Annotated in this window: 10 protein-coding genes, 11 tRNA genes, 3 rRNA genes and 1 pseudogene; 3 read left to right on the forward strand and 22 right to left on the reverse strand. The window is 43.2% G+C overall.

Going from position 1 to position 19,391, the window contains the following annotated elements; genetic code table 11:
* The first annotated feature begins 103 nt into the window (after nucleotides 1-103).
* Both RRU92_RS01380 and RRU92_RS01385 read left to right on the forward strand, forming a co-directional pair.
* The gene (locus tag RRU92_RS01380; protein WP_153225811.1) at nucleotides 104-1,360 is read left to right on the forward strand and encodes an ISL3 family transposase; all 1,257 of its coding nucleotides are present in this window, start codon (nucleotides 104-106) and stop codon (nucleotides 1,358-1,360) included.
* A gap of 27 nt (nucleotides 1,361-1,387) precedes the next feature.
* Nucleotides 1,388-1,540 (forward strand): annotated as a pseudogene (locus RRU92_RS01385) (IS110 family transposase); the annotation flags it as partial.
* Between the two features lie 225 nt (nucleotides 1,541-1,765).
* On the opposite strand, the gene RRU92_RS01390 reads toward RRU92_RS01385, so the two are convergent.
* The 16 genes from RRU92_RS01390 to pbp2a all read right to left on the reverse strand — a co-directional run bounded on the left by RRU92_RS01390 (nucleotide 1,766) and on the right by pbp2a (nucleotide 10,691).
* Nucleotides 1,766-1,839 (reverse strand) — tRNA-Pro (locus RRU92_RS01390).
* A gap of 14 nt (nucleotides 1,840-1,853) precedes the next feature.
* A tRNA-Arg gene (locus tag RRU92_RS01395) sits at nucleotides 1,854-1,927 on the reverse strand.
* An 8-nt stretch (nucleotides 1,928-1,935) separates the two neighbouring features.
* Nucleotides 1,936-2,021: transfer RNA gene (locus RRU92_RS01400), tRNA-Leu, on the reverse strand.
* 7 nt (nucleotides 2,022-2,028) lie between these two features.
* Nucleotides 2,029-2,100 (reverse strand) — tRNA-Gly (locus RRU92_RS01405).
* Between the two features lie 27 nt (nucleotides 2,101-2,127).
* Nucleotides 2,128-2,200 (reverse strand) — tRNA-Thr (locus RRU92_RS01410).
* 12 nt (nucleotides 2,201-2,212) lie between these two features.
* Nucleotides 2,213-2,294: transfer RNA gene (locus tag RRU92_RS01415), tRNA-Leu, on the reverse strand.
* Nucleotides 2,295-2,299: 5 nt separating this feature from the next.
* Nucleotides 2,300-2,372: transfer RNA gene (locus tag RRU92_RS01420), tRNA-Lys, on the reverse strand.
* A gap of 24 nt (nucleotides 2,373-2,396) precedes the next feature.
* Nucleotides 2,397-2,469 (reverse strand) — tRNA-Asp (locus RRU92_RS01425).
* Nucleotides 2,470-2,471: 2 nt separating this feature from the next.
* Nucleotides 2,472-2,544: transfer RNA gene (locus RRU92_RS01430), tRNA-Val, on the reverse strand.
* Between the two features lie 4 nt (nucleotides 2,545-2,548).
* Nucleotides 2,549-2,664, reverse strand: a 5S ribosomal RNA gene (gene rrf, locus RRU92_RS01435).
* 78 nt (nucleotides 2,665-2,742) lie between these two features.
* Nucleotides 2,743-5,646, reverse strand: a 23S ribosomal RNA gene (locus RRU92_RS01440).
* Nucleotides 5,647-5,771: 125 nt separating this feature from the next.
* Nucleotides 5,772-5,844: transfer RNA gene (locus tag RRU92_RS01445), tRNA-Ala, on the reverse strand.
* Between the two features lie 50 nt (nucleotides 5,845-5,894).
* Nucleotides 5,895-7,441 (reverse strand): 16S ribosomal RNA (locus RRU92_RS01450).
* Together the 16S, 23S and 5S rRNA genes with 11 tRNA genes alongside form the textbook arrangement of a ribosomal RNA operon.
* A gap of 242 nt (nucleotides 7,442-7,683) precedes the next feature.
* Nucleotides 7,684-7,755 (reverse strand) — tRNA-Glu (locus tag RRU92_RS01455).
* A 73-nt stretch (nucleotides 7,756-7,828) separates the two neighbouring features.
* Nucleotides 7,829-8,293, reverse strand: coding sequence for a sigma-70 family RNA polymerase sigma factor (locus RRU92_RS01460; protein WP_315640094.1), 465 nt, complete (start codon nucleotides 8,291-8,293; stop codon nucleotides 7,829-7,831).
* Between the two features lie 172 nt (nucleotides 8,294-8,465).
* Nucleotides 8,466-10,691 carry a penicillin-binding protein PBP2A gene (gene pbp2a / locus RRU92_RS01465; RefSeq protein WP_315640095.1) on the reverse strand — a complete coding sequence of 742 codons (2,226 nt, stop codon included), beginning with the start codon at nucleotides 10,689-10,691 and terminating at the stop codon, nucleotides 8,466-8,468.
* An 88-nt stretch (nucleotides 10,692-10,779) separates the two neighbouring features.
* Here pbp2a and RRU92_RS01470 point away from each other — a divergent pair, with 88 nt between their 5' ends.
* Complete coding sequence (locus RRU92_RS01470) at nucleotides 10,780-11,655, forward strand: RluA family pseudouridine synthase (protein WP_148131560.1); 876 nt, start codon at nucleotides 10,780-10,782, stop codon at nucleotides 11,653-11,655.
* A 76-nt stretch (nucleotides 11,656-11,731) separates the two neighbouring features.
* Here the strand turns inward: RRU92_RS01470 and gap are convergent, their stop codons facing one another.
* From gap to tkt, 6 genes are all read right to left on the reverse strand, one after another.
* Complete coding sequence (gene gap, locus RRU92_RS01475) at nucleotides 11,732-12,742, reverse strand: type I glyceraldehyde-3-phosphate dehydrogenase (protein ID WP_049492462.1); 1,011 nt, start codon at nucleotides 12,740-12,742, stop codon at nucleotides 11,732-11,734.
* A 270-nt stretch (nucleotides 12,743-13,012) separates the two neighbouring features.
* Entirely contained in the window at nucleotides 13,013-15,664 is a 2,652-nt protein-coding gene (adhE, locus tag RRU92_RS01480) for a bifunctional acetaldehyde-CoA/alcohol dehydrogenase (protein WP_060956407.1), read from the reverse strand.
* 300 nt (nucleotides 15,665-15,964) lie between these two features.
* Nucleotides 15,965-16,378 carry an MORN repeat-containing protein gene (locus RRU92_RS01485; RefSeq protein ID WP_060956293.1) on the reverse strand — a complete coding sequence of 138 codons (414 nt, stop codon included), beginning with the start codon at nucleotides 16,376-16,378 and terminating at the stop codon, nucleotides 15,965-15,967.
* Nucleotides 16,353-16,808 (reverse strand): low molecular weight protein-tyrosine-phosphatase, encoded by a 456-nt coding sequence (locus RRU92_RS01490; protein WP_315640098.1) that lies wholly within the window; start codon nucleotides 16,806-16,808, stop codon nucleotides 16,353-16,355. The genes RRU92_RS01485 and RRU92_RS01490 overlap by 26 nt, the downstream gene beginning before the upstream one ends.
* A 48-nt stretch (nucleotides 16,809-16,856) precedes the next feature.
* A complete protein-coding gene (yajC, locus tag RRU92_RS01495) occupies nucleotides 16,857-17,177 on the reverse strand; it encodes a preprotein translocase subunit YajC (RefSeq protein ID WP_315640099.1) in 321 nt (106 codons plus the stop codon).
* A gap of 142 nt (nucleotides 17,178-17,319) precedes the next feature.
* Nucleotides 17,320-19,296 (reverse strand): transketolase, encoded by a 1,977-nt coding sequence (gene tkt / locus RRU92_RS01500; RefSeq protein WP_315640100.1) that lies wholly within the window; start codon nucleotides 19,294-19,296, stop codon nucleotides 17,320-17,322.
* Nucleotides 19,297-19,391: the final 95 nt, after the last annotated feature.

Here is a 19,391-nt window from a genome sequence, read left to right on the forward strand (position 1 = left end):
GGTAAATCCCCTATAGATATTATGGAGCCTATTTTGTTGTAGAAAAAAAGTCCCATATGACCTATAATGAAAAGCGACAAAACAACTCATTAGAAAGATTCATATGGAACAATTACATTTTATCACAAAACTCCTTGATATTAAAGACCCAAACATCAAGATTGTAGATATCATCAATATGGATACTCACAAAGAAATCAGCGCTAAACTGGATTATGAGGCTCCATCTTGCCCTGAGTGCGGATGTCAAATGAAGAAATATGACTTCCAAAAACCGTCGAAAATTCCTTATCTTGAAACAACTGGTATGCCTACTAGAATCCTCCTTAGAAAGCGTCGATTCAAGTGCTATCATTGCTCGAAAATGATGGTCGCTGAGACTTCTATCGTCAAGAAGAATCATCAAATTCCTCGTATTATCAACCAAAAAATTGCGCAAAAGTTAATTGAAAAGACTTCTATGACTGATATTGCCCATCAGCTATCCATTTCAACTTCAACTGTCATTCGTAAACTCAATGACTTTCACTTTAAGCATGATTTTTCTCGTCTTCCAGAGATTATGTCTTGGGACGAGTACGCCTTTACTAAGGGAAAGATGAGCTTTATTGCACAAGATTTTGATAATCTCAACATCATCACTGTTCTTGAAGGCAGAACACAAGCTATCATCCGCAATCACTTTCTTCGCTACGATAGAGCGGTTCGCTGTCAGGTGAAAATCATTACTATGGATATGTTTAGTCCTTACTATAACTTGGCTAAACAGCTTTTTCCTTATGCTAAAATCGTTCTAGATCGTTTTCACATTGTGCAACATCTTAGCCGTGCTATGAGTCGTGTCCGTGTTCAAATCATGAATCAATTTGATAGAAAATCCCATGAATACAAAGCTATCAAGCGCTACTGGAAGCTCATTCAACAGGATAGTCGTAAACTAAGTGATAAACGTTTTTATCGCCCTACTTTTCGCATGCACTTAACAAATAAGGAGATTCTAGACAAGCTTTTGAGCTATTCAGAAGACTTGAGACACCACTATAATCTCTATCAGCTCTTGCTTTTTCACTTTCAGAACAAGGAGCCAGACAAATTTTTCGGACTCATTGAGGACAATCTTAAACAGGTTCATCCTCTTTTTCAGACTGTCTTTAAGACATTTCTCAAGGACAAAGAGAAAATTGTCAACGCCCTTCAACTACCCTATTCCAACGCCAAATTGGAAGCGACCAATAATCTCGTTAAACTTATCAAACGAAATGCCTTTGGATTTCGGAACTTTGACAACTTTAAGAAACGAATTTTCATCGCTCTGAATATAAAAATGAAGAGGACATCAATTGTCCTCTCCAGATGTTAGTTTTTATTCAACCCACTACAGTTGACAATGAGCCATTTTTATGAGAAACGAAAAAGACAATCGACAATAGCTTCAACCAAGCCACATGCGATTGCCTCTATACATCGTCTCATTCGAACAATGTATTACCTCATTACGCATAACAAACTTTACGATTACTCTTTGACCCAAAATCGATAAGGTCATCTATGCCGTATTATTATAACACCTTGTTTCAAAAAATACCAGATGAGGTGTTTTTTAGCGTGCCCTTTTATGGATCAATAAGTGGTAAAAATAAGACAGTAACCTCAGAATAGCTACTGTATTATCTCTTTTTTTACTTAAGGCCCTTGATATACTTGACAAATGGTAGAAAAGAGCACTAAAAAAAGAACAACTAGTGTTCTTACTTTTTAATATCAATCGGGAAGACAGGATTCGAACCTGCGACACCTTGGTCCCAAACCAAGTACTCTACCAAGCTGAGCTACTTCCCGAGTTAAATAGAAAATGCACCCTAGAGGAGTCGAACCTCTAACCGCCTGATTCGTAGTCAGGTACTCTATCCAGTTGAGCTAAGGGTGCTCATTATATGCCGAGGACCGGGATCGAACCGGTACGATCGTTACCAATCGCAGGATTTTAAGTCCTGTGCGTCTGCCAGTTCCGCCACCCCGGCCTCTCTAAGCGAACGACGGGATTCGAACCCGCGACCCCCACCTTGGCAAGGTGGTGTTCTACCACTGAACTACGTTCGCATCGACCTCTTGGTTATATTAAAAAAATGCCGGCTACATGACTTGAACACGCGACCCTCTGATTACAAATCAGATGCTCTACCAACTGAGCTAAGCCGGCTTATTTCTATTATGCGGGTTAAGGGACTTGAACCCCCACGCCGTTAAGCGCCAGATCCTAAATCTGGTGCGTCTGCCAATTCCGCCAAACCCGCAATGATGACCCGTACTGGGCTCGAACCAGTGACCCATTGATTAAAAGTCAATTGCTCTACCAACTGAGCTAACGAGTCTAAAATAACTTACGTTATCTTAAACGGTCCCGACGGGAATCGAACCCGCGATCTTCGCCGTGACAGGGCGACGTGATAACCGCTACACTACGGGACCTATGGGAGTTAACGGGATCGAACCGCTGACCCTCTGCTTGTAAGGCAGATGCTCTCCCAGCTGAGCTAAACTCCCTTTAGCTAAGCGACTTCCATATCTCACAGGGGGCAACCCCCAACTACTTCCGGCGTTCTAGGGCTTAACTTCTGTGTTCGGCATGGGTACAGGTGTATCTCCTAGGCTATCGTCACTTAACTTTGAGTAATACCTACTCAAAATTGAATATCTATCAAATTTCACTTAAAATAATCACGCTTCGTATTCTCAGTTGCTTTGGATAAGTCCTCGAGCTATTAGTATTAGTCCGCTACATGTGTCGCCACACTTCCACTTCTAACCTATCTACCTGATCATCTCTCAGGGCTCTTACTGATATAAAATCATGGGAAATCTCATCTTGAGGTGGGTTTCACACTTAGATGCTTTCAGCGTTTATCCCTTCCCTACATAGCTACCCAGCGATGCCTTTGGCAAGACAACTGGTACACCAGCGGTAAGTCCACTCTGGTCCTCTCGTACTAGGAGCAGATCCTCTCAAATTTCCTACGCCCGCGACGGATAGGGACCGAACTGTCTCACGACGTTCTGAACCCAGCTCGCGTGCCGCTTTAATGGGCGAACAGCCCAACCCTTGGGACCGACTACAGCCCCAGGATGCGACGAGCCGACATCGAGGTGCCAAACCTCCCCGTCGATGTGAACTCTTGGGGGAGATAAGCCTGTTATCCCCAGGGTAGCTTTTATCCGTTGAGCGATGGCCCTTCCATACGGAACCACCGGATCACTAAGCCCGACTTTCGTCCCTGCTCGAGTTGTAGCTCTCGCAGTCAAGCTCCCTTATACCTTTACACTCTGCGAATGATTTCCAACCATTCTGAGGGAACCTTTGGGCGCCTCCGTTACCTTTTAGGAGGCGACCGCCCCAGTCAAACTGCCCGTCAGACACTGTCTCCGATAGGGATCACCTATCTGGGTTAGAGTGGCCATAACACAAGGGTAGTATCCCAACAGCGTCTCCTTCGAAACTGGCGTCCCGATCTCTTAGACTCCTACCTATCCTGTACATGTGGTACAGACACTCAATATCAAACTGCAGTAAAGCTCCATGGGGTCTTTCCGTCCTGTCGCGGGTAACCTGCATCTTCACAGGTACTAAAATTTCACCGAGTCTCTCGTTGAGACAGTGCCCAAATCATTACGCCTTTCGTGCGGGTCGGAACTTACCCGACAAGGAATTTCGCTACCTTAGGACCGTTATAGTTACGGCCGCCGTTTACTGGGGCTTCAATTCATACCTTCGCGTTACCGCTAAGCACTCCTCTTAACCTTCCAGCACCGGGCAGGCGTCACCCCCTATACATCATCTTACGATTTAGCAGAGAGCTGTGTTTTTGATAAACAGTTGCTTGGGCCTATTCACTGCGGCTGACTTAAAGTCAGCACCCCTTCTCCCGAAGTTACGGGGTCATTTTGCCGAGTTCCTTAACGAGAGTTCTCTCGCTCACCTGAGGCTACTCGCCTCGACTACCTGTGTCGGTTTGCGGTACGGGTAGAGTATGTTTAAACGCTAGAAGCTTTTCTTGGCAGTGTGACGTCACTAACTTCGCTACTAAACTTCGCTCCCCTTCACAGCTCAATGTTATAGAACTAAGCATTTAACTCAATTCACACCTCACTGCTTAGACAGACTCTTCCAATCGTCTGCTTTAGTTAGCCTACTGCGTCCCTCCATCACTACATACTCTAGTACAGGAATATCAACCTGTTGTCCATCGGATACACCTTTCGGTCTCTCCTTAGGTCCCGACTAACCCAGGGCGGACGAGCCTTCCCCTGGAAACCTTAGTCTTACGGTGGACAGGATTCTCACCTGTCTTTCGCTACTCATACCGGCATTCTCACTTCTATGCGTTCCAGCACTCCTCACGGTACACCTTCTTCACACATAGAACGCTCTCCTACCATACCTATAAAGGTATCCACAGCTTCGGTAAATTGTTTTAGCCCCGGTACATTTTCGGCGCAGGGTCACTCGACTAGTGAGCTATTACGCACTCTTTGAATGAATAGCTGCTTCTAAGCTAACATCCTAGTTGTCTGTGCAACCCCACATCCTTTTCCACTTAACAATTATTTTGGGACCTTAGCTGGTGGTCTGGGCTGTTTCCCTTTCGACTACGGATCTTAGCACTCGCAGTCTGACTGCCGACCATAATTCATTGGCATTCGGAGTTTATCTGAGATTGGTAATCCGGGATGGACCCCTCACCCAAACAGTGCTCTACCTCCAAGAATCTCTAATGTCGACGCTAGCCCTAAAGCTATTTCGGAGAGAACCAGCTATCTCCAAGTTCGTTTGGAATTTCTCCGCTACCCACAAGTCATCCAAGCACTTTTCAACGTGCCCTGGTTCGGTCCTCCAGTGCGTCTTACCGCACCTTCAACCTGCTCATGGGTAGGTCACATGGTTTCGGGTCTACGACATGATACTAACTCGCCCTGTTCAGACTCGGTTTCCCTACGGCTCCGTCTCTTCAACTTAACCTCGCATCATATCGTAACTCGCCGGTTCATTCTACAAAAGGCACGCTCTCACCCATTAACGGGCTCGAACTTGTTGTAGGCACACGGTTTCAGGTTCTATTTCACTCCCCTCCCGGGGTGCTTTTCACCTTTCCCTCACGGTACTGGTTCACTATCGGTCACTAGGGAGTATTTAGGGTTGGGAGATGGTCCTCCCAGATTCCGACGGGATTTCACGTGTCCCGCCGTACTCAGGATACTGCTAGGTACAAAGACTATTTAAAATACGAGGCTATCACTCTCTTTGGCTGATCTTCCCAAATCATTCTTCTATAGTCTTTGAGTCCACATTGCAGTCCTACAACCCCGAAGAGTAAACTCTTCGGTTTGCCCTCCTGCCGTTTCGCTCGCCGCTACTAAGGCAATCGCTTTTGCTTTCTCTTCCTGCAGCTACTTAGATGTTTCAGTTCACTGCGTCTTCCTCCTCATATCCTTAACAGATATGGGTAACAGGTAGTACCTGTTGGGTTCCCCCATTCGGAAATCCCTGGATCATCGCTTACTTACAGCTACCCAAGGCATATCGTCGTTTGTCACGTCCTTCTTCGGCTCCTAGTGCCAAGGCATCCACCGTGCGCCCTTATTAACTTAACCTTATTTTTCTGACCTTTCAGTCATAAACTCTTATTAATACTACAGCGTTTTCGGTTTATTTTCTTGTTACTATTTGATATAGATATTCAATTTTCAATGTGCATTACTTGGTGATCTCTCACCAATGGAGCCTAGCGGGATCGAACCGCTGACCTCCTGCGTGCAAAGCAGGCGCTCTCCCAGCTGAGCTAAGGCCCCACAAGACCTCTCAAGACTAAACAAGACCAATGTGCATTCCTTATCCTTAGAAAGGAGGTGATCCAGCCGCACCTTCCGATACGGCTACCTTGTTACGACTTCACCCCAATCATCTATCCCACCTTAGGCGGCTGGCTCCTAAAAGGTTACCTCACCGACTTCGGGTGTTACAAACTCTCGTGGTGTGACGGGCGGTGTGTACAAGGCCCGGGAACGTATTCACCGCGGCGTGCTGATCCGCGATTACTAGCGATTCCGACTTCATGTAGGCGAGTTGCAGCCTACAATCCGAACTGAGACTGGCTTTAAGAGATTAGCTTGCCGTCACCGACTTGCGACTCGTTGTACCAGCCATTGTAGCACGTGTGTAGCCCAGGTCATAAGGGGCATGATGATTTGACGTCATCCCCACCTTCCTCCGGTTTATTACCGGCAGTCTCGCTAGAGTGCCCAACTGAATGATGGCAACTAACAATAGGGGTTGCGCTCGTTGCGGGACTTAACCCAACATCTCACGACACGAGCTGACGACAACCATGCACCACCTGTCACCTCTGTCCCGAAGGAAAGCTCTATCTCTAGAGCGGTCAGAGGGATGTCAAGACCTGGTAAGGTTCTTCGCGTTGCTTCGAATTAAACCACATGCTCCACCGCTTGTGCGGGCCCCCGTCAATTCCTTTGAGTTTCAACCTTGCGGTCGTACTCCCCAGGCGGAGTGCTTAATGCGTTAGCTGCGGCACTAAACCCCGGAAAGGGTCTAACACCTAGCACTCATCGTTTACGGCGTGGACTACCAGGGTATCTAATCCTGTTTGCTCCCCACGCTTTCGAGCCTCAGCGTCAGTTACAAGCCAGAGAGCCGCTTTCGCCACCGGTGTTCCTCCATATATCTACGCATTTCACCGCTACACATGGAATTCCACTCTCCCCTCTTGCACTCAAGTTAAACAGTTTCCAAAGCGTACTATGGTTAAGCCACAGCCTTTAACTTCAGACTTATCTAACCGCCTGCGCTCGCTTTACGCCCAATAAATCCGGACAACGCTCGGGACCTACGTATTACCGCGGCTGCTGGCACGTAGTTAGCCGTCCCTTTCTGGTAAGATACCGTCACAGTGTGAACTTTCCACTCTCACACTCGTTCTTCTCTTACAACAGAGCTTTACGATCCGAAAACCTTCTTCACTCACGCGGCGTTGCTCGGTCAGACTTCCGTCCATTGCCGAAGATTCCCTACTGCTGCCTCCCGTAGGAGTCTGGGCCGTGTCTCAGTCCCAGTGTGGCCGATCACCCTCTCAGGTCGGCTATGTATCGTCGCCTTGGTGAGCCGTTACCTCACCAACTAGCTAATACAACGCAGGTCCATCTGGTAGTGATGCAATTGCACCTTTCAAGCAGATATCATGCAATATCTACTATTATGCGGTATTAGCTATCGTTTCCAATAGTTATCCCCCGCTACCAGGCAGGTTACCTACGCGTTACTCACCCGTTCGCAACTCATCCGGAGAAGCAAGCTCCTCCTTCAGCGTTCTACTTGCATGTATTAGGCACGCCGCCAGCGTTCGTCCTGAGCCAGGATCAAACTCTCATTAAAAGTTTGAGTTCTCACTCATTTCTGTCACTGACAGATTTATTGTTTTTTTCATTGTTCAGTACTACAACCTTAGTTGTAGTGCCCTGCACATTGGTTCGTCTTGTTCAGTTTTCAAAGGTCTTTGTCACTCACTTCTCTCAAGTGACAACTATATTAGTATATCACAGTCGCTTTCGCTTGTCAACACTTTTTTGAAACTTTTTTTAATTTTTTTCATCTAGTGTTTCATCTGCTTCATACTATAGTCCGTACGGGATTCGAACCCGTGTTACCGCCGTGAAAAGGCGGTGTCTTAACCCCTTGACCAACGGACCGGAGTTGCCATTTTCAACTCTTACTATTATACCGACTTTTCTTACTTTGTCAACACCTTTTTTTAACTTTTTTTCATTTCTCCTGAATTACTTCCTTCAGCTCTCTGAGAAGGGCTTTGCGGCCTTTAAATCGTTCGTCTGCCCAGAGGCGTTCGTAGGCTTCTTGCTTATCTTGTGGTAACTTTCTTCTATAACTATTCAATAATTCATGAAGAGCGTAGTAATCATCCAGCCACAATCCTCCTTCTGGTAGGCGATGGCTAATTTCTCCTACTTCTTCATAGGCCATTCGGTCTAGGCGACGTTTTTGACTCTCTTGTTTTCTGACACTATCAAGGATTCGATTGCGAAATTTTGTTTTGAAGTAGACGTAGAGTTTCTTTTCTTCTTCCACCAGTTCTGGATGCTTTTCTAGAAGTTCATGGAGACAGAACATGCCTTCTTGATCCCAATCCTCTTTCTCCCACAGGTGGAGATAGTAATCTTTTCGACATCTATGGACAATTCCTTTTACCTTCTCATAATACTTTTCAAGCATTTGCTTTCCCCCTTTCTCTGCTTGTAGTATAGCAGAGAAAGGCGGAAAGAAGGGCTTTGGTTTCTGTCTTGTGCTTTTTTTACTCTCTAATGTTATGGAAGTTGTGAATGCTGACAAGTGAGAGTGAAAAAAGACAAAGATTTGAATCCTTGTCTTTTAGCTTATAAACGTATTAGTGAAACAGATCTACAATGGTATCCCAAACTGTCTGGGCTTTTTCTTTAATCTTAGCATCTGAAATAGCTTTGCCTGCTTCATCGACCAGATTTTGTGCTCGTCCACGAATATCTGCTAATATATCATCCGACTGCGTACTAGTATCACTTGTAGTTTGTTTCCGTGTGTTTTCTGGTGCAATACCATTCATTTTATAAGCATTTTCAACTGTAAAAGTGCTTCCTGGTGTATAAGGAAGAATTGTTTCTGCCATACTTCTAAAAATGTGAGCAGCACCATTCGAAGTCGAACCTGCCAGATAATGATTTTCGTCCGTAGTCGGGAAACCAAGCCAATGACTTATCACCACATCAGGCGTATATCCGATAACCCACTGGTCACTTGTATATACTGGGTTAAAAGCTGCTTCAGTTGTACCAGTTTTCCCAGCCATAACATAGTCATCTGGCGAGGAGCTTATTCCTGTACCGTTTGTAAAAGTACCTAACATCATACTGGTCATTTTATCGGCTACTGACTTATCTATTATACGTTTTTGAGAATTTTTGTGGGTTGCAATGACTTGGCCGCTCGCATTTTCAATACGAGTAATAAAATGCGCTTCAGGTATCAAACCTTCATTTGCAAACGCTGCATAAGCCTGCGCCATTTGTAGCGGACTTGTCTCCACCCCACCACCTAGAGCTACACCTAACACACGATCAACATTCGTTAAATCAAGTCCGAATCTTTCACCTGATTCAAAAGCCTTATCGATACCAAGTTGCTTGACTGTCGCTACAGCAGGAAGATTTAGAGACTCGGCTAAGGCTTGATACATTGGAACTTCTGGTGATGTCTTGATTCCTGCGTAGTTGTCTACTTTATAATCACCATATTGCATGGTATGATTATCCAACTCCTTATTAAGAGACCAACCCGCTTCAACCGCTGGTGTATACACTATCAAAGGTTTAATAGTAGACCCTGGACTTCTTTTGGATTGGGTTGCATAGTTAAAATTCCTGAAACCTGTCTTATCATCCCCTGCCACTCGACCAACAACTCCTCGAACTCCACCTGTTTTTGGCTCCAAAGCGACACTACCAGACTCTGCATGTGTCCCATCTTCAGCTGTCGGAAAGAGCGAAGTCTTTTGATAGATAACCTGCATATTTGCTTGGTAATTTTGATCTAGCTCCGTATAAATTCGATAACCATTATTAACGATTTCTTCCTCTGTTAGATTATACTTTTCAATAGCTTCATTAACAACTGCATCAAAATAAGAAGGATAACGGTAGTCTGATATTTTCCCTTCATAACTATCTTTCAATTGAGAAGCCATATCAACACTTGCTGCTTCTGCTTCCTTATTTTTATCAAGGTAGCCGGCAGCCACCATATTTTGCAAGACAGTATCTCTTCGATTAGTTGAATGCTCAATGGAATTCAGAGGATTGTACAATTCTGGGCCTTTAAGCATGCCTGCTAAAGTGGCAGCTTCATCAAGAGTTAATTCCGATGCCGAAACTCCAAAGTACTTCTTACTAGCATCCTCAACACCCCAAACTCCATTACCGAAGTAGGCATTGTTCAAATACATGGTTAGAATTTCTTTTTTACTGTATTTTTTGGTTAATTCTAAAGCAAGGAAGAATTCTTTGGCCTTTCTCTGAACAGTTTGGTCTTGTGAAAGATAAGCATTTTTCGCTAACTGTTGGGTAATTGTAGAACCACCACCCGAGCGACCAGCTGTTAGGATCGCTAGGAAAAAGCGACCATAGTTAATTCCACTATTTTTATAGAAGCTCCTATCTTCTGTCGCAACAACAGCATTCTGCAAGTCTTCACTAATTTCCGAGAGCTCAACATAGGTTCCTTTTTGGCCTGACAAGGCACCAGCCTCATTCTCTTCTCTATCAAAAATCACCGTTCTTGTTTTCAAAGCATTCTGCAAGTCTGTAACATTTGTCGATTTAGCCAAGGCAAATAGATAGACCCCAACAAACAAGCTTGCACTTAGTCCAAGAATTAGAAAGATTTTGGTCAGATGATAGCGACGCCAAAATTTTCGAATAGGTCCGACTTGCCCAACTTTCTTTCGCCCACCTCTTGACCGTCTTAAATTAGTCGAGGTATTTTCTTCATTATTAGCTTCGTCGATTTCTATTTCTTCCATTTCAGCTTCTTCTTTTTTAAATAAAGAAAGAAACTTTTCAAATAATGTATCTAATTTCATGCGTTTATTTTATCATCTTCCCCATAGGAAGACAAGAATTTAGCTAGATTCTCTATCCAAATAATCTATTTTTTGTTACAATATCTGTATGAAATTTACCTTTTTTATCCCTGATTCTCTTCCTGAAATGACTGTCAAAGTCTTCTTGGAGGAGCAACTACTCATTCCGAGAAAAATACGGCATTTCTTGAGAATTAAAAAGCACATTCTCATCAATCAAGAAGAAGTCCACTGGCATCAAACTGTCAAATCCGGAGATGAATGTCAACTGATTTTCGACGAGGAGGCTTATCCTACAAAAGAAATTGTTTGGGGAAATCCTAATCTTGTCCAAGAAGTCTACCAAGACCAACATTTGATCATCGTGAACAAACCAGAAGGTATGAAAACTCACGGGAATCAACCAGAAGAAATTGCACTTCTCAATCATGTCAGCGCCTATGTAGGCCAGACTTGCTATGTTGTCCATCGCCTAGATAAGGAAACGAGTGGCCTCGTACTATTTGCTAAAAATCCATTTATACTGCCCATCCTCAATCGATTATTGGAGAAAAAAGAAATCTCCCGCGAATACTGGGCTCTGGTTGAGGGAAAAATAGGAGTTAAAGAGCTCGTCTTTCGAGATAAAATCGGTCGCGATCGTCACGATCGTAGAAAAAGAGTTGTGGATCAAAAAAATGGTCAATACGCCGAAACCCAAGTAACTCGGTTGAAACAATTTCAAAACAAAACCAGTCTCGTTCGATGTAGATTGAAAACAGGACGCACTCATCAGATTCGAGTGCATCTATCTCACCACGGACATCCAATCCTTGGAGATCCTCTCTACAATCCACATTCCAAATCTAGCAGACTAATGTTACACGCATTTAAACTATCCTTTGTCCATCCTCTGACATTAAACAAATTAAGCTTTACTGCGCTATCAGACACATTTGAAAGAGAATTAAACCAAAATGGATGACACTAGCATCCATTTTTTCTTATAGATACCAAAAAAAGCAAGACCAGTTGGCCTTGCTTTTCCATCAACTCAAGAATTATTTAGCGATTTTAGCGAAGTATTCAAGAGTACGTACAAGTTGTGCAGTGTATGACATTTCGTTGTCATACCATGAAACAACTTTAACCAATTGTTTACCGTCAACGTCAAGAACTTTAGTTTGAGTTGCGTCAAACAATGATCCGTAAGACATACCTACGATATCTGAAGATACGATTGGATCTTCTGTGTAACCGTATGATTCGTTTGAAGCTGCTTTCATAGCTGCGTTCACTTCATCAACAGTAACGTTCTTTTCAAGAACAGCAACCAATTCAGTAACTGATCCAGTTGGAGTTGGAACGCGTTGTGCAGATCCGTCAAGTTTACCGTTCAATTCTGGGATTACAAGACCGATAGCTTTAGCAGCACCAGTTGAGTTAGGAACGATGTTTGCTGCACCAGCGCGAGCACGACGAAGGTCACCACCACGGTGTGGTCCGTCAAGGATCATTTGGTCACCAGTGTAAGCGTGGATAGTAGTCATCAATCCTTCTACAACACCAAAGTTGTCTTGAAGAGCTTTAGCCATTGGAGCCAAGCAGTTTGTAGTACATGAAGCACCTGAGATAACTGTTTCAGTACCATCAAGAACATCGTGGTTAGTGTTGAATACAACTGTTTTAACGTCGTTTCCACCAGGAGCAGTAATAACAACTTTCTTAGCTCCACCTGGGTGCAAGTGTTTTTCAGCAGCTGCTTTCTTAGCAAAGAAACCAGTAGCTTCAAGAACGATTTCTACACCGTCGTTAGCCCAGTCGATTTGTTCTGGATCACGTTCAGCAGAAACACGGATGAATTTACCGTTAACTTCAAATCCACCTTCTCTAACTTCCACAGTTCCGTCGAAACGACCTTGAGTTGTGTCATATTTCAACAAGTGTGCAAGCATAACTGGATCTGTAAGGTCGTTGATGCGAGTAACTTCAACACCTTCTACGTTTTGGATACGGCGGAAAGCAAGACGACCGATACGTCCGAAACCGTTAATACCAACTTTAACTACCATTAGTGATTTCCTCCTTATGAAAATCATGAAAATTTTATTGTGAAAAGAGTAACTTGAATCACTACAAATCACCTTTCAACAAACCTATTATATAACTATTTGAGTTTAATTGCAAGCGCTGGCCTTGATTTTCTGATGAGCTTTGGTAATATTTTCATTTCTTTACTTGGCCTTGCATCTGACTCTCATGCTAGCAATTTTTTATGAAAATAAACTCTCTAACCATAAAAAAACCGAGGTCCCCCTCGGTTTTGGCTGATAATTAATTAATTATTTACGACGTCCTGGTCTTTCTTTGTAACCATAGTAAGCATCTTCGATGATTTCTTGCATGTGGTCAACCATTGGAAGACGTGGGTTTGCAGGTGAACATTGGTCTTCATAAGCAAGGAAGGCCAATTCACGTGAATGTTCTTTCCATTCTTTTTCGTCAACACCTTGTGCTTTGAAGTTCATTTCGATACCTACGCGCTCACCGAGTTCGTAAACAGCTTTTGCAAAAGATTCAACCCCTTCTTCTGGTGTAGAAGCTGGAAGTCCAAGCATACGAGCGATATCTTGATATTTCTCGTCTGCACGGTAGTAGTTATACTTAGGCCATGTAGCTGTCTTAGCTGGGCGAGTACCGTTGTAACGGATAACGTATGGAAGCAAGATTGCATTTGTACGTCCGTGAACTGTGTGGAATTGCGCACCAATCTTGTGAGCCATTGAGTGAGAAATACCTAGGAAGGCATTGGCAAAGGCCATACCAGCGATTGTTGAAGCGTTATGCATTTTCTCACGTGAATGGAAGTCTGCATTCTTAACTGAGCTTTCAAGGTTTTCAAATACAAGCTTGATGGCTTGAAGTGCAAGACCGTCAGTGTAGTCGCTAGCCATTTGTGATACGTAAGCTTCAGTTGCGTGAGTCAATACGTCCATACCAGTATCAGCAGCAACAAATCCAGGAACTGTCAATACCAAAGCAGGGTCTACGATTGCCACAGTTGGTGTCAATGAGTAGTCAGCGATTGGATATTTACGGTTGTTTGCTTTATCAGAGATAACGGCAAATGGAGTTACTTCAGATCCTGTACCAGATGTAGTTGGGATAGCGATGAATTTAGTCTTCTTACCAAGCAATGGGAATTTGAAGGCACGTTTACGGATATCCATGAATTTTTGAACAAGGTCACGGAAGTCCACTTCTGGTTGTTCGTAGAAGAGCCACATTACTTTAGCAGCATCCATTGGCGATCCACCACCAAGAGCGATGATTGTATCTGGTTTGAAGGCACGCATGATCTCAGTACCACGTTCAACTGTAGTAATATCTGGATCTGGTTCTACATCTGCAAAGATTTGGTAAACAACCTTATTGCGACGAAGGTCAAGTTGTTCGATGATACGATCAAGGAAGCCAAGCTCTACCATAGCGTGGTCAGTAACGATCATGACACGCTCAACGTCACGACATTTTTGAAGGTATTGAATTGAATCACGTTCAAAGTATGTTTTTGAAGGAAGTTTCATCCATTGCATGTTATTTCTCCGTCTTCCGACTTTTTTGATGTTCAAGAGGTTGATGGCGCTAACGTTATCCCCAACTGAGTTACGTCCGTAAGAACCACATCCGAGTGTCAATGATGGCAAGAAGGCATTATAAACGTCCCCGATACCACCGAAAGTAGAAGGTGAGTTACAGATAACACGAATAGCTTTAACAGCTTTACCAAATTCTTTAGTCAATTCTTCATCAGCTGTATGGATGGCTGCTGAGTGCCCAAGACCGTTAAATTCAACCATTTGACGAGCTTTAGCAATACCATCTTCACGGCTTTCAGATTTCAAAACTGCGATAACTGGTGACAATTTTTCACGAGTCAATGGCTCGTTTTCACCAACTTCTTTACATTCTGCAGCAAGAATGTTTGTTCCTTCTGGAACAGTAAATCCTGCTTGTTCTGCAATCCAAGTTGCTGGTTTACCAACAATGTCAGCGTTCAATTTTGCACCAGCACAGTTTTTGCTGTTTGCTTTCACGCCGAAGCAGAACTCTTCAAGAAGAGCTTTTTCTTTTTTGTTTACAAAGTAAGTGTGATAAGATTTGAACTCTGCTACAAATTCATCGTAAATTTCTTTATCAATGATAACCGCTTGTTCAGATGCACAGACCATACCGTTGTCAAATGATTTAGACATTACAATATCGTGAGCAGCTTGGCGGATGTTAGCTGATTTTTCCACATAAGCTGGAACGTTACCGGCACCTACCCCAAGAGCTGGTTTACCACATGAGTATGCCGCTTTAACCATGGCATTACCACCTGTTGCAAGGATTGTTGCAATACCTTCGTGGTTCATAAGCGCACTAGTTGCTTCCATAGATGGTTCAGTAATCCACTGTACACAGTTTTCAGGAGCACCTGCTTTAATCGCTGCATCACGAACGATTTGAGCTGCGTGAGCTGATGATTCTTGAGCTGATGGGTGGAATGCAAAGACAATAGGATTACGAGTCTTCAATGAAATCAACGCTTTAAAGATTGCTGTTGAAGTTGGGTTAGTTGTTGGAGTGATACCACAAACAACACCAACTGGTTCAGCGATAAGAGTCAATCCTGTTACATCGTCTTCTTCGATAACACCAACTGTTTTAGTGTGGCGCATGTTGTTTACTACGTGTTCACAAGCAAACAAGTTCTTAGTCGCTTTATCCTCAAATACTCCACGTCCTGTTTCTTCAAAGGCATGTAAAGCCAATTCTCCGTGAGCATCAAGTGCAGCAACTGAAGCTTTTGCTACGATATAATCGACTTGATCTTGGTCAAGTTTACGCATTTCTTCAAGGGCAACTAAAGCTTTTTGCACCAAACCATCGACATGCTTTTCAGCAGCGAGTTTCTTTTCTTCTGGTGTTACAGTTTTTTTATCAGCCATATTTTCCTCCATAGCTTTCAAGGATTGTAAGTCCTTTGTTAATTTTTTCACAAGTTTATTATAACTCTTTTTTAAACGTTTGTAAACAGTTTCATAGACATTTCACAAACTTTTTTTATTTGTTTGTGAAAACAATTTTAAATATACCCATACATGCACTTTTTCACTTAAAGTTTGTGAATTATTTCGTAAAAGTTTTATTTTTCACAAACTTAGTTGTAAAACAGTCTTGTAAGCCGTTTTTATTTCCATGTAAGCGCTTTCTAGCGTTCTGGAAGAAGACCTCCTTCTAGGAGGAGGTTACTGTGCTTGTTGGAACAAACCTTGCTTGAAGTCTCCCTCATAAACTACTTCTTGTTCAGTAGTCAATTTTCCTTTTCCCTCAGCTTGGCCATTTACAAAATCACCCTCATATACCCAGCCTGCTTTGGCTTGATAGGTGCCTTTACCATTGAAGGCTCCATTACTGAATTCTCCAGTATAGCTATCACCGTTTGCAAAGGTAACAGTTCCCTGACCATTCATCTTACCACGAACTAGGCTTCCATCGTAAACAATGGTATCCCCATCCAGTTTGAGAACTCCTTGCTTGGGAAGATTTGTCAGAAATACTAAACCTGCGCAGACAACAATGACGATTACTGTCGCAATTTCTAGTCTAGAGCGTGTCAAATAGACACTGTATTTTTCATAGAGTTTCTTTATATTTTCCATTTTCACTCTCATTTTCTAAGCGACTTAACCAAGCTCGACAACCAGTTGAAATCCGATCGTAAGTTTCTTCAAAATCACCTGTATACCAGGGATCTGGAACGCTTTCAGATGTAAACGCTTGGATCTTATCTTGTTGATCTTGCGGGCACATCTGATATAAGTCAGCAAGGTTAGACTCATCCATACCAATGATATAGTCAAAATACTCAAAGTCATTTTTAGAAATTTGTTGGGAAGTTTTCGAAGTATCATAAGGGACGCCATGGCTTCGAAAGATTTCTTGTATCCCTTTGTGGATCGGATTGCCATGTTCCCAGGAAGAAGTCGCTCGGCTTTGAACCTCATACTTATCGGTCAAGGATTTCATCACAAATTCCGCCATAGGACTGCGACAAATATTACCAAGACAGACAAAAGCAATTTTTTTCATTACTCTTCCTCTCACTTATAGAAAAACGGGAATGTGATCCACCCCGTTTTATTCTTCAATAGCACTGCCGTCTTCAATAACAGCTCCTTCAGGTGTCACAGCTTCTTTGACTGGCAAAACAGTTCGAATTGCTGCTAGTTCGAAGGTTAGATATACGCCATCAACATCAAGAACAATTGTTCTGTTTTCTGTGTCTACTTCATCGACTGTACCGTAGAGACCACCGATAGTGATTACTTCGTAGCCTTTTTGAAGCTTATTGAGGCTCTCCATACGTTTTTCCGCTTGTTTCTTTTGAGAACGTTGCATGAAGAACATCAAGCCGAACATCAAAACAAGCATAATCAAAAATGTTAAATTCCCACCCATTATTTTTACTCCTTTGTAATTCAGATAAAACTACTATAACAAATTTTACGTGTTTTTACAAGATTAGGCCATGCTTTTATATCAAGAAAGAGGCTGGGACAAAAATTCCCAACCTCGACTTTTTTAGCAATATGCCTCTATATTATTTCAAGTTGTTTACAAGTTCTACAAGGTTTTCAACTGTAAAGCCAAACTCTGCTAAAACTTTTGGTGCTGGTGCAGATGCTCCAAAGGTATCAATACCAAGAACTGCTCCATCAAGACCAACGTATTTGTACCAGTTTTGAGTTGCTCCCATTTCGACTGCTACACGGCGACGAACTGCATTTGGTAAGATTTCTTCTTTATAGGCTGCATCTTGTGCGTCAAAAACATCTGTAGATGGCATGCTGACCACGCGCACCTTGTCACCTTGGCTTGCCAATTCTTTAGCGGCTGCAACAGCGAGATTAACCTCTGAACCAGTCGCAATCAAGATTGTATCGAAGTCTGCTGCATTTTCATAAACGACATAAGCACCTTTCGCAACCTTGTCAAAGTCTGTTCCTTCCTCAACAGTCAAGTTTTGACGAGTCAAGACAAGAACAGTCGGAGTTTTCTCGCTTTTGACTGCTTGATACCAAGCTGCTTGTGTTTCACGTGCATCAGCAGGACGGAAGACATTAAGGTTTGGCATAGCACGAAGGCCAGCCAAGTGTTCAATCGGTTCATGAGTTGGTCCATCTTCACCAACTGCGATTGAATCGTGTGTGAAGACATAAGTCACTGGAAGACCTTGTAAAGCCGACAATCGAACCGCTGCCTTAAGGTAGTCTGAGAATACGAAGAATGTTCCACCATAAACACGAAGTCCACCGTGAAGAGCCATTCCGTTCAAGACAGTACCCATTGCAAATTCACGAACACCAAACTGGATGTTACGATTTAAGCGATTTGCATCATCTTGAAGTCCATCAGTTTTGATGTAAGTCATATTTGAATGAGCAAGGTCAGCTGATCCACCGAGGAAGGTTGGCAATTTAGCAGCTACTACATTCAAAGCATCCTGACTTGAGTTACGAGTTGCTTGAGAGAAGCCATTCTCTAAAGCTGGGAAGTCTTCTGGAGTCACCTCAACTGGATCGCGCCCTTCGATGATTGCTTCCACTTCTGCAGCAAGTTCTGGGTGATCTTCTTTGTAATCTGCGACTAGTTTTGTCCATGCTTCGTATGCTGATGCACCACGGTCTGCAACATTTTCTTTGAAATCAGCATAAACTTCTGCCGGGATTTCAAATGGTTCGTAGTCCCAACCAAGGGCTTGGCGAGTTGCTGCAGTTTCGTCTGCACCAAGAGGAGCACCGTGTACGGCATTAGTCCCTTGTTTGTTTGGAGAACCATATCCAATAACAGTTTTCACTTCGATCAAAGATGGTTTGCCTGAAGCCTTAGCTTCTTCAATAGCAGCATGAATAGCTTCTAAATCTGTTCCATCTTCTACCAAGGCTGTATGCCAACCGTAGGCATTGTAACGATCGCGAACACTTTCTGTGAATGAATCTTTTGTCTCACCATCCAAGTTGATATCATTTGAATCATAAAGAACAACCAACTTGTCAAGCTTTTGCAAGCCTGCATAAGAAGCAGCTTCACTTGAGACACCTTCCATCAAGTCACCATCTCCACAGATAACGTAAGTGTAGTGATCAAAGATGTTATAACCTTCACGGTTGTACTTAGCTGCAAGGAAACGTTCTGCTTGTGCAAAACCTGTCGCAGTCGCAATCCCTTGTCCTAGAGGACCTGTTGTTGCATCAACCCCTGCTGTATGACCAAATTCTGGGTGACCTGGAGTTTTAGAGCCCCATTGACGGAAGTTCTTCACTTCATCCATGCTCACATCTTCAAATCCAGAAAGGTGAAGAAGAGCATAAAGGAGCATTGAACCATGACCAGCTGAAAGAATAAAACGGTCGCGGTTAATCCAGTTTGGTTGAGCTGGATTGATACGAAGTTCTTTAGTGAATAGGCTGTATGCCATCGGTGCAGCTCCCATAACCACCCCTGGGTGACCTGAGTTGGCTTTATTGATAGCGTCAATACCTAGAAAACGAATCGCATTAACAGATAGATTTGACATAGAATTTCCTTTCTCTTTGAGGTGATAGGTCTATCACATATTCTATTTGTACTATTATATGAAAATTATCCGTATCGTGCAACATACGGATAACC

Origin of the sequence: Streptococcus sp. DTU_2020_1001019_1_SI_AUS_MUR_006, from assembly GCF_032340315.1 — a bacterium.
Classification (GTDB): domain Bacteria; phylum Bacillota; class Bacilli; order Lactobacillales; family Streptococcaceae; genus Streptococcus.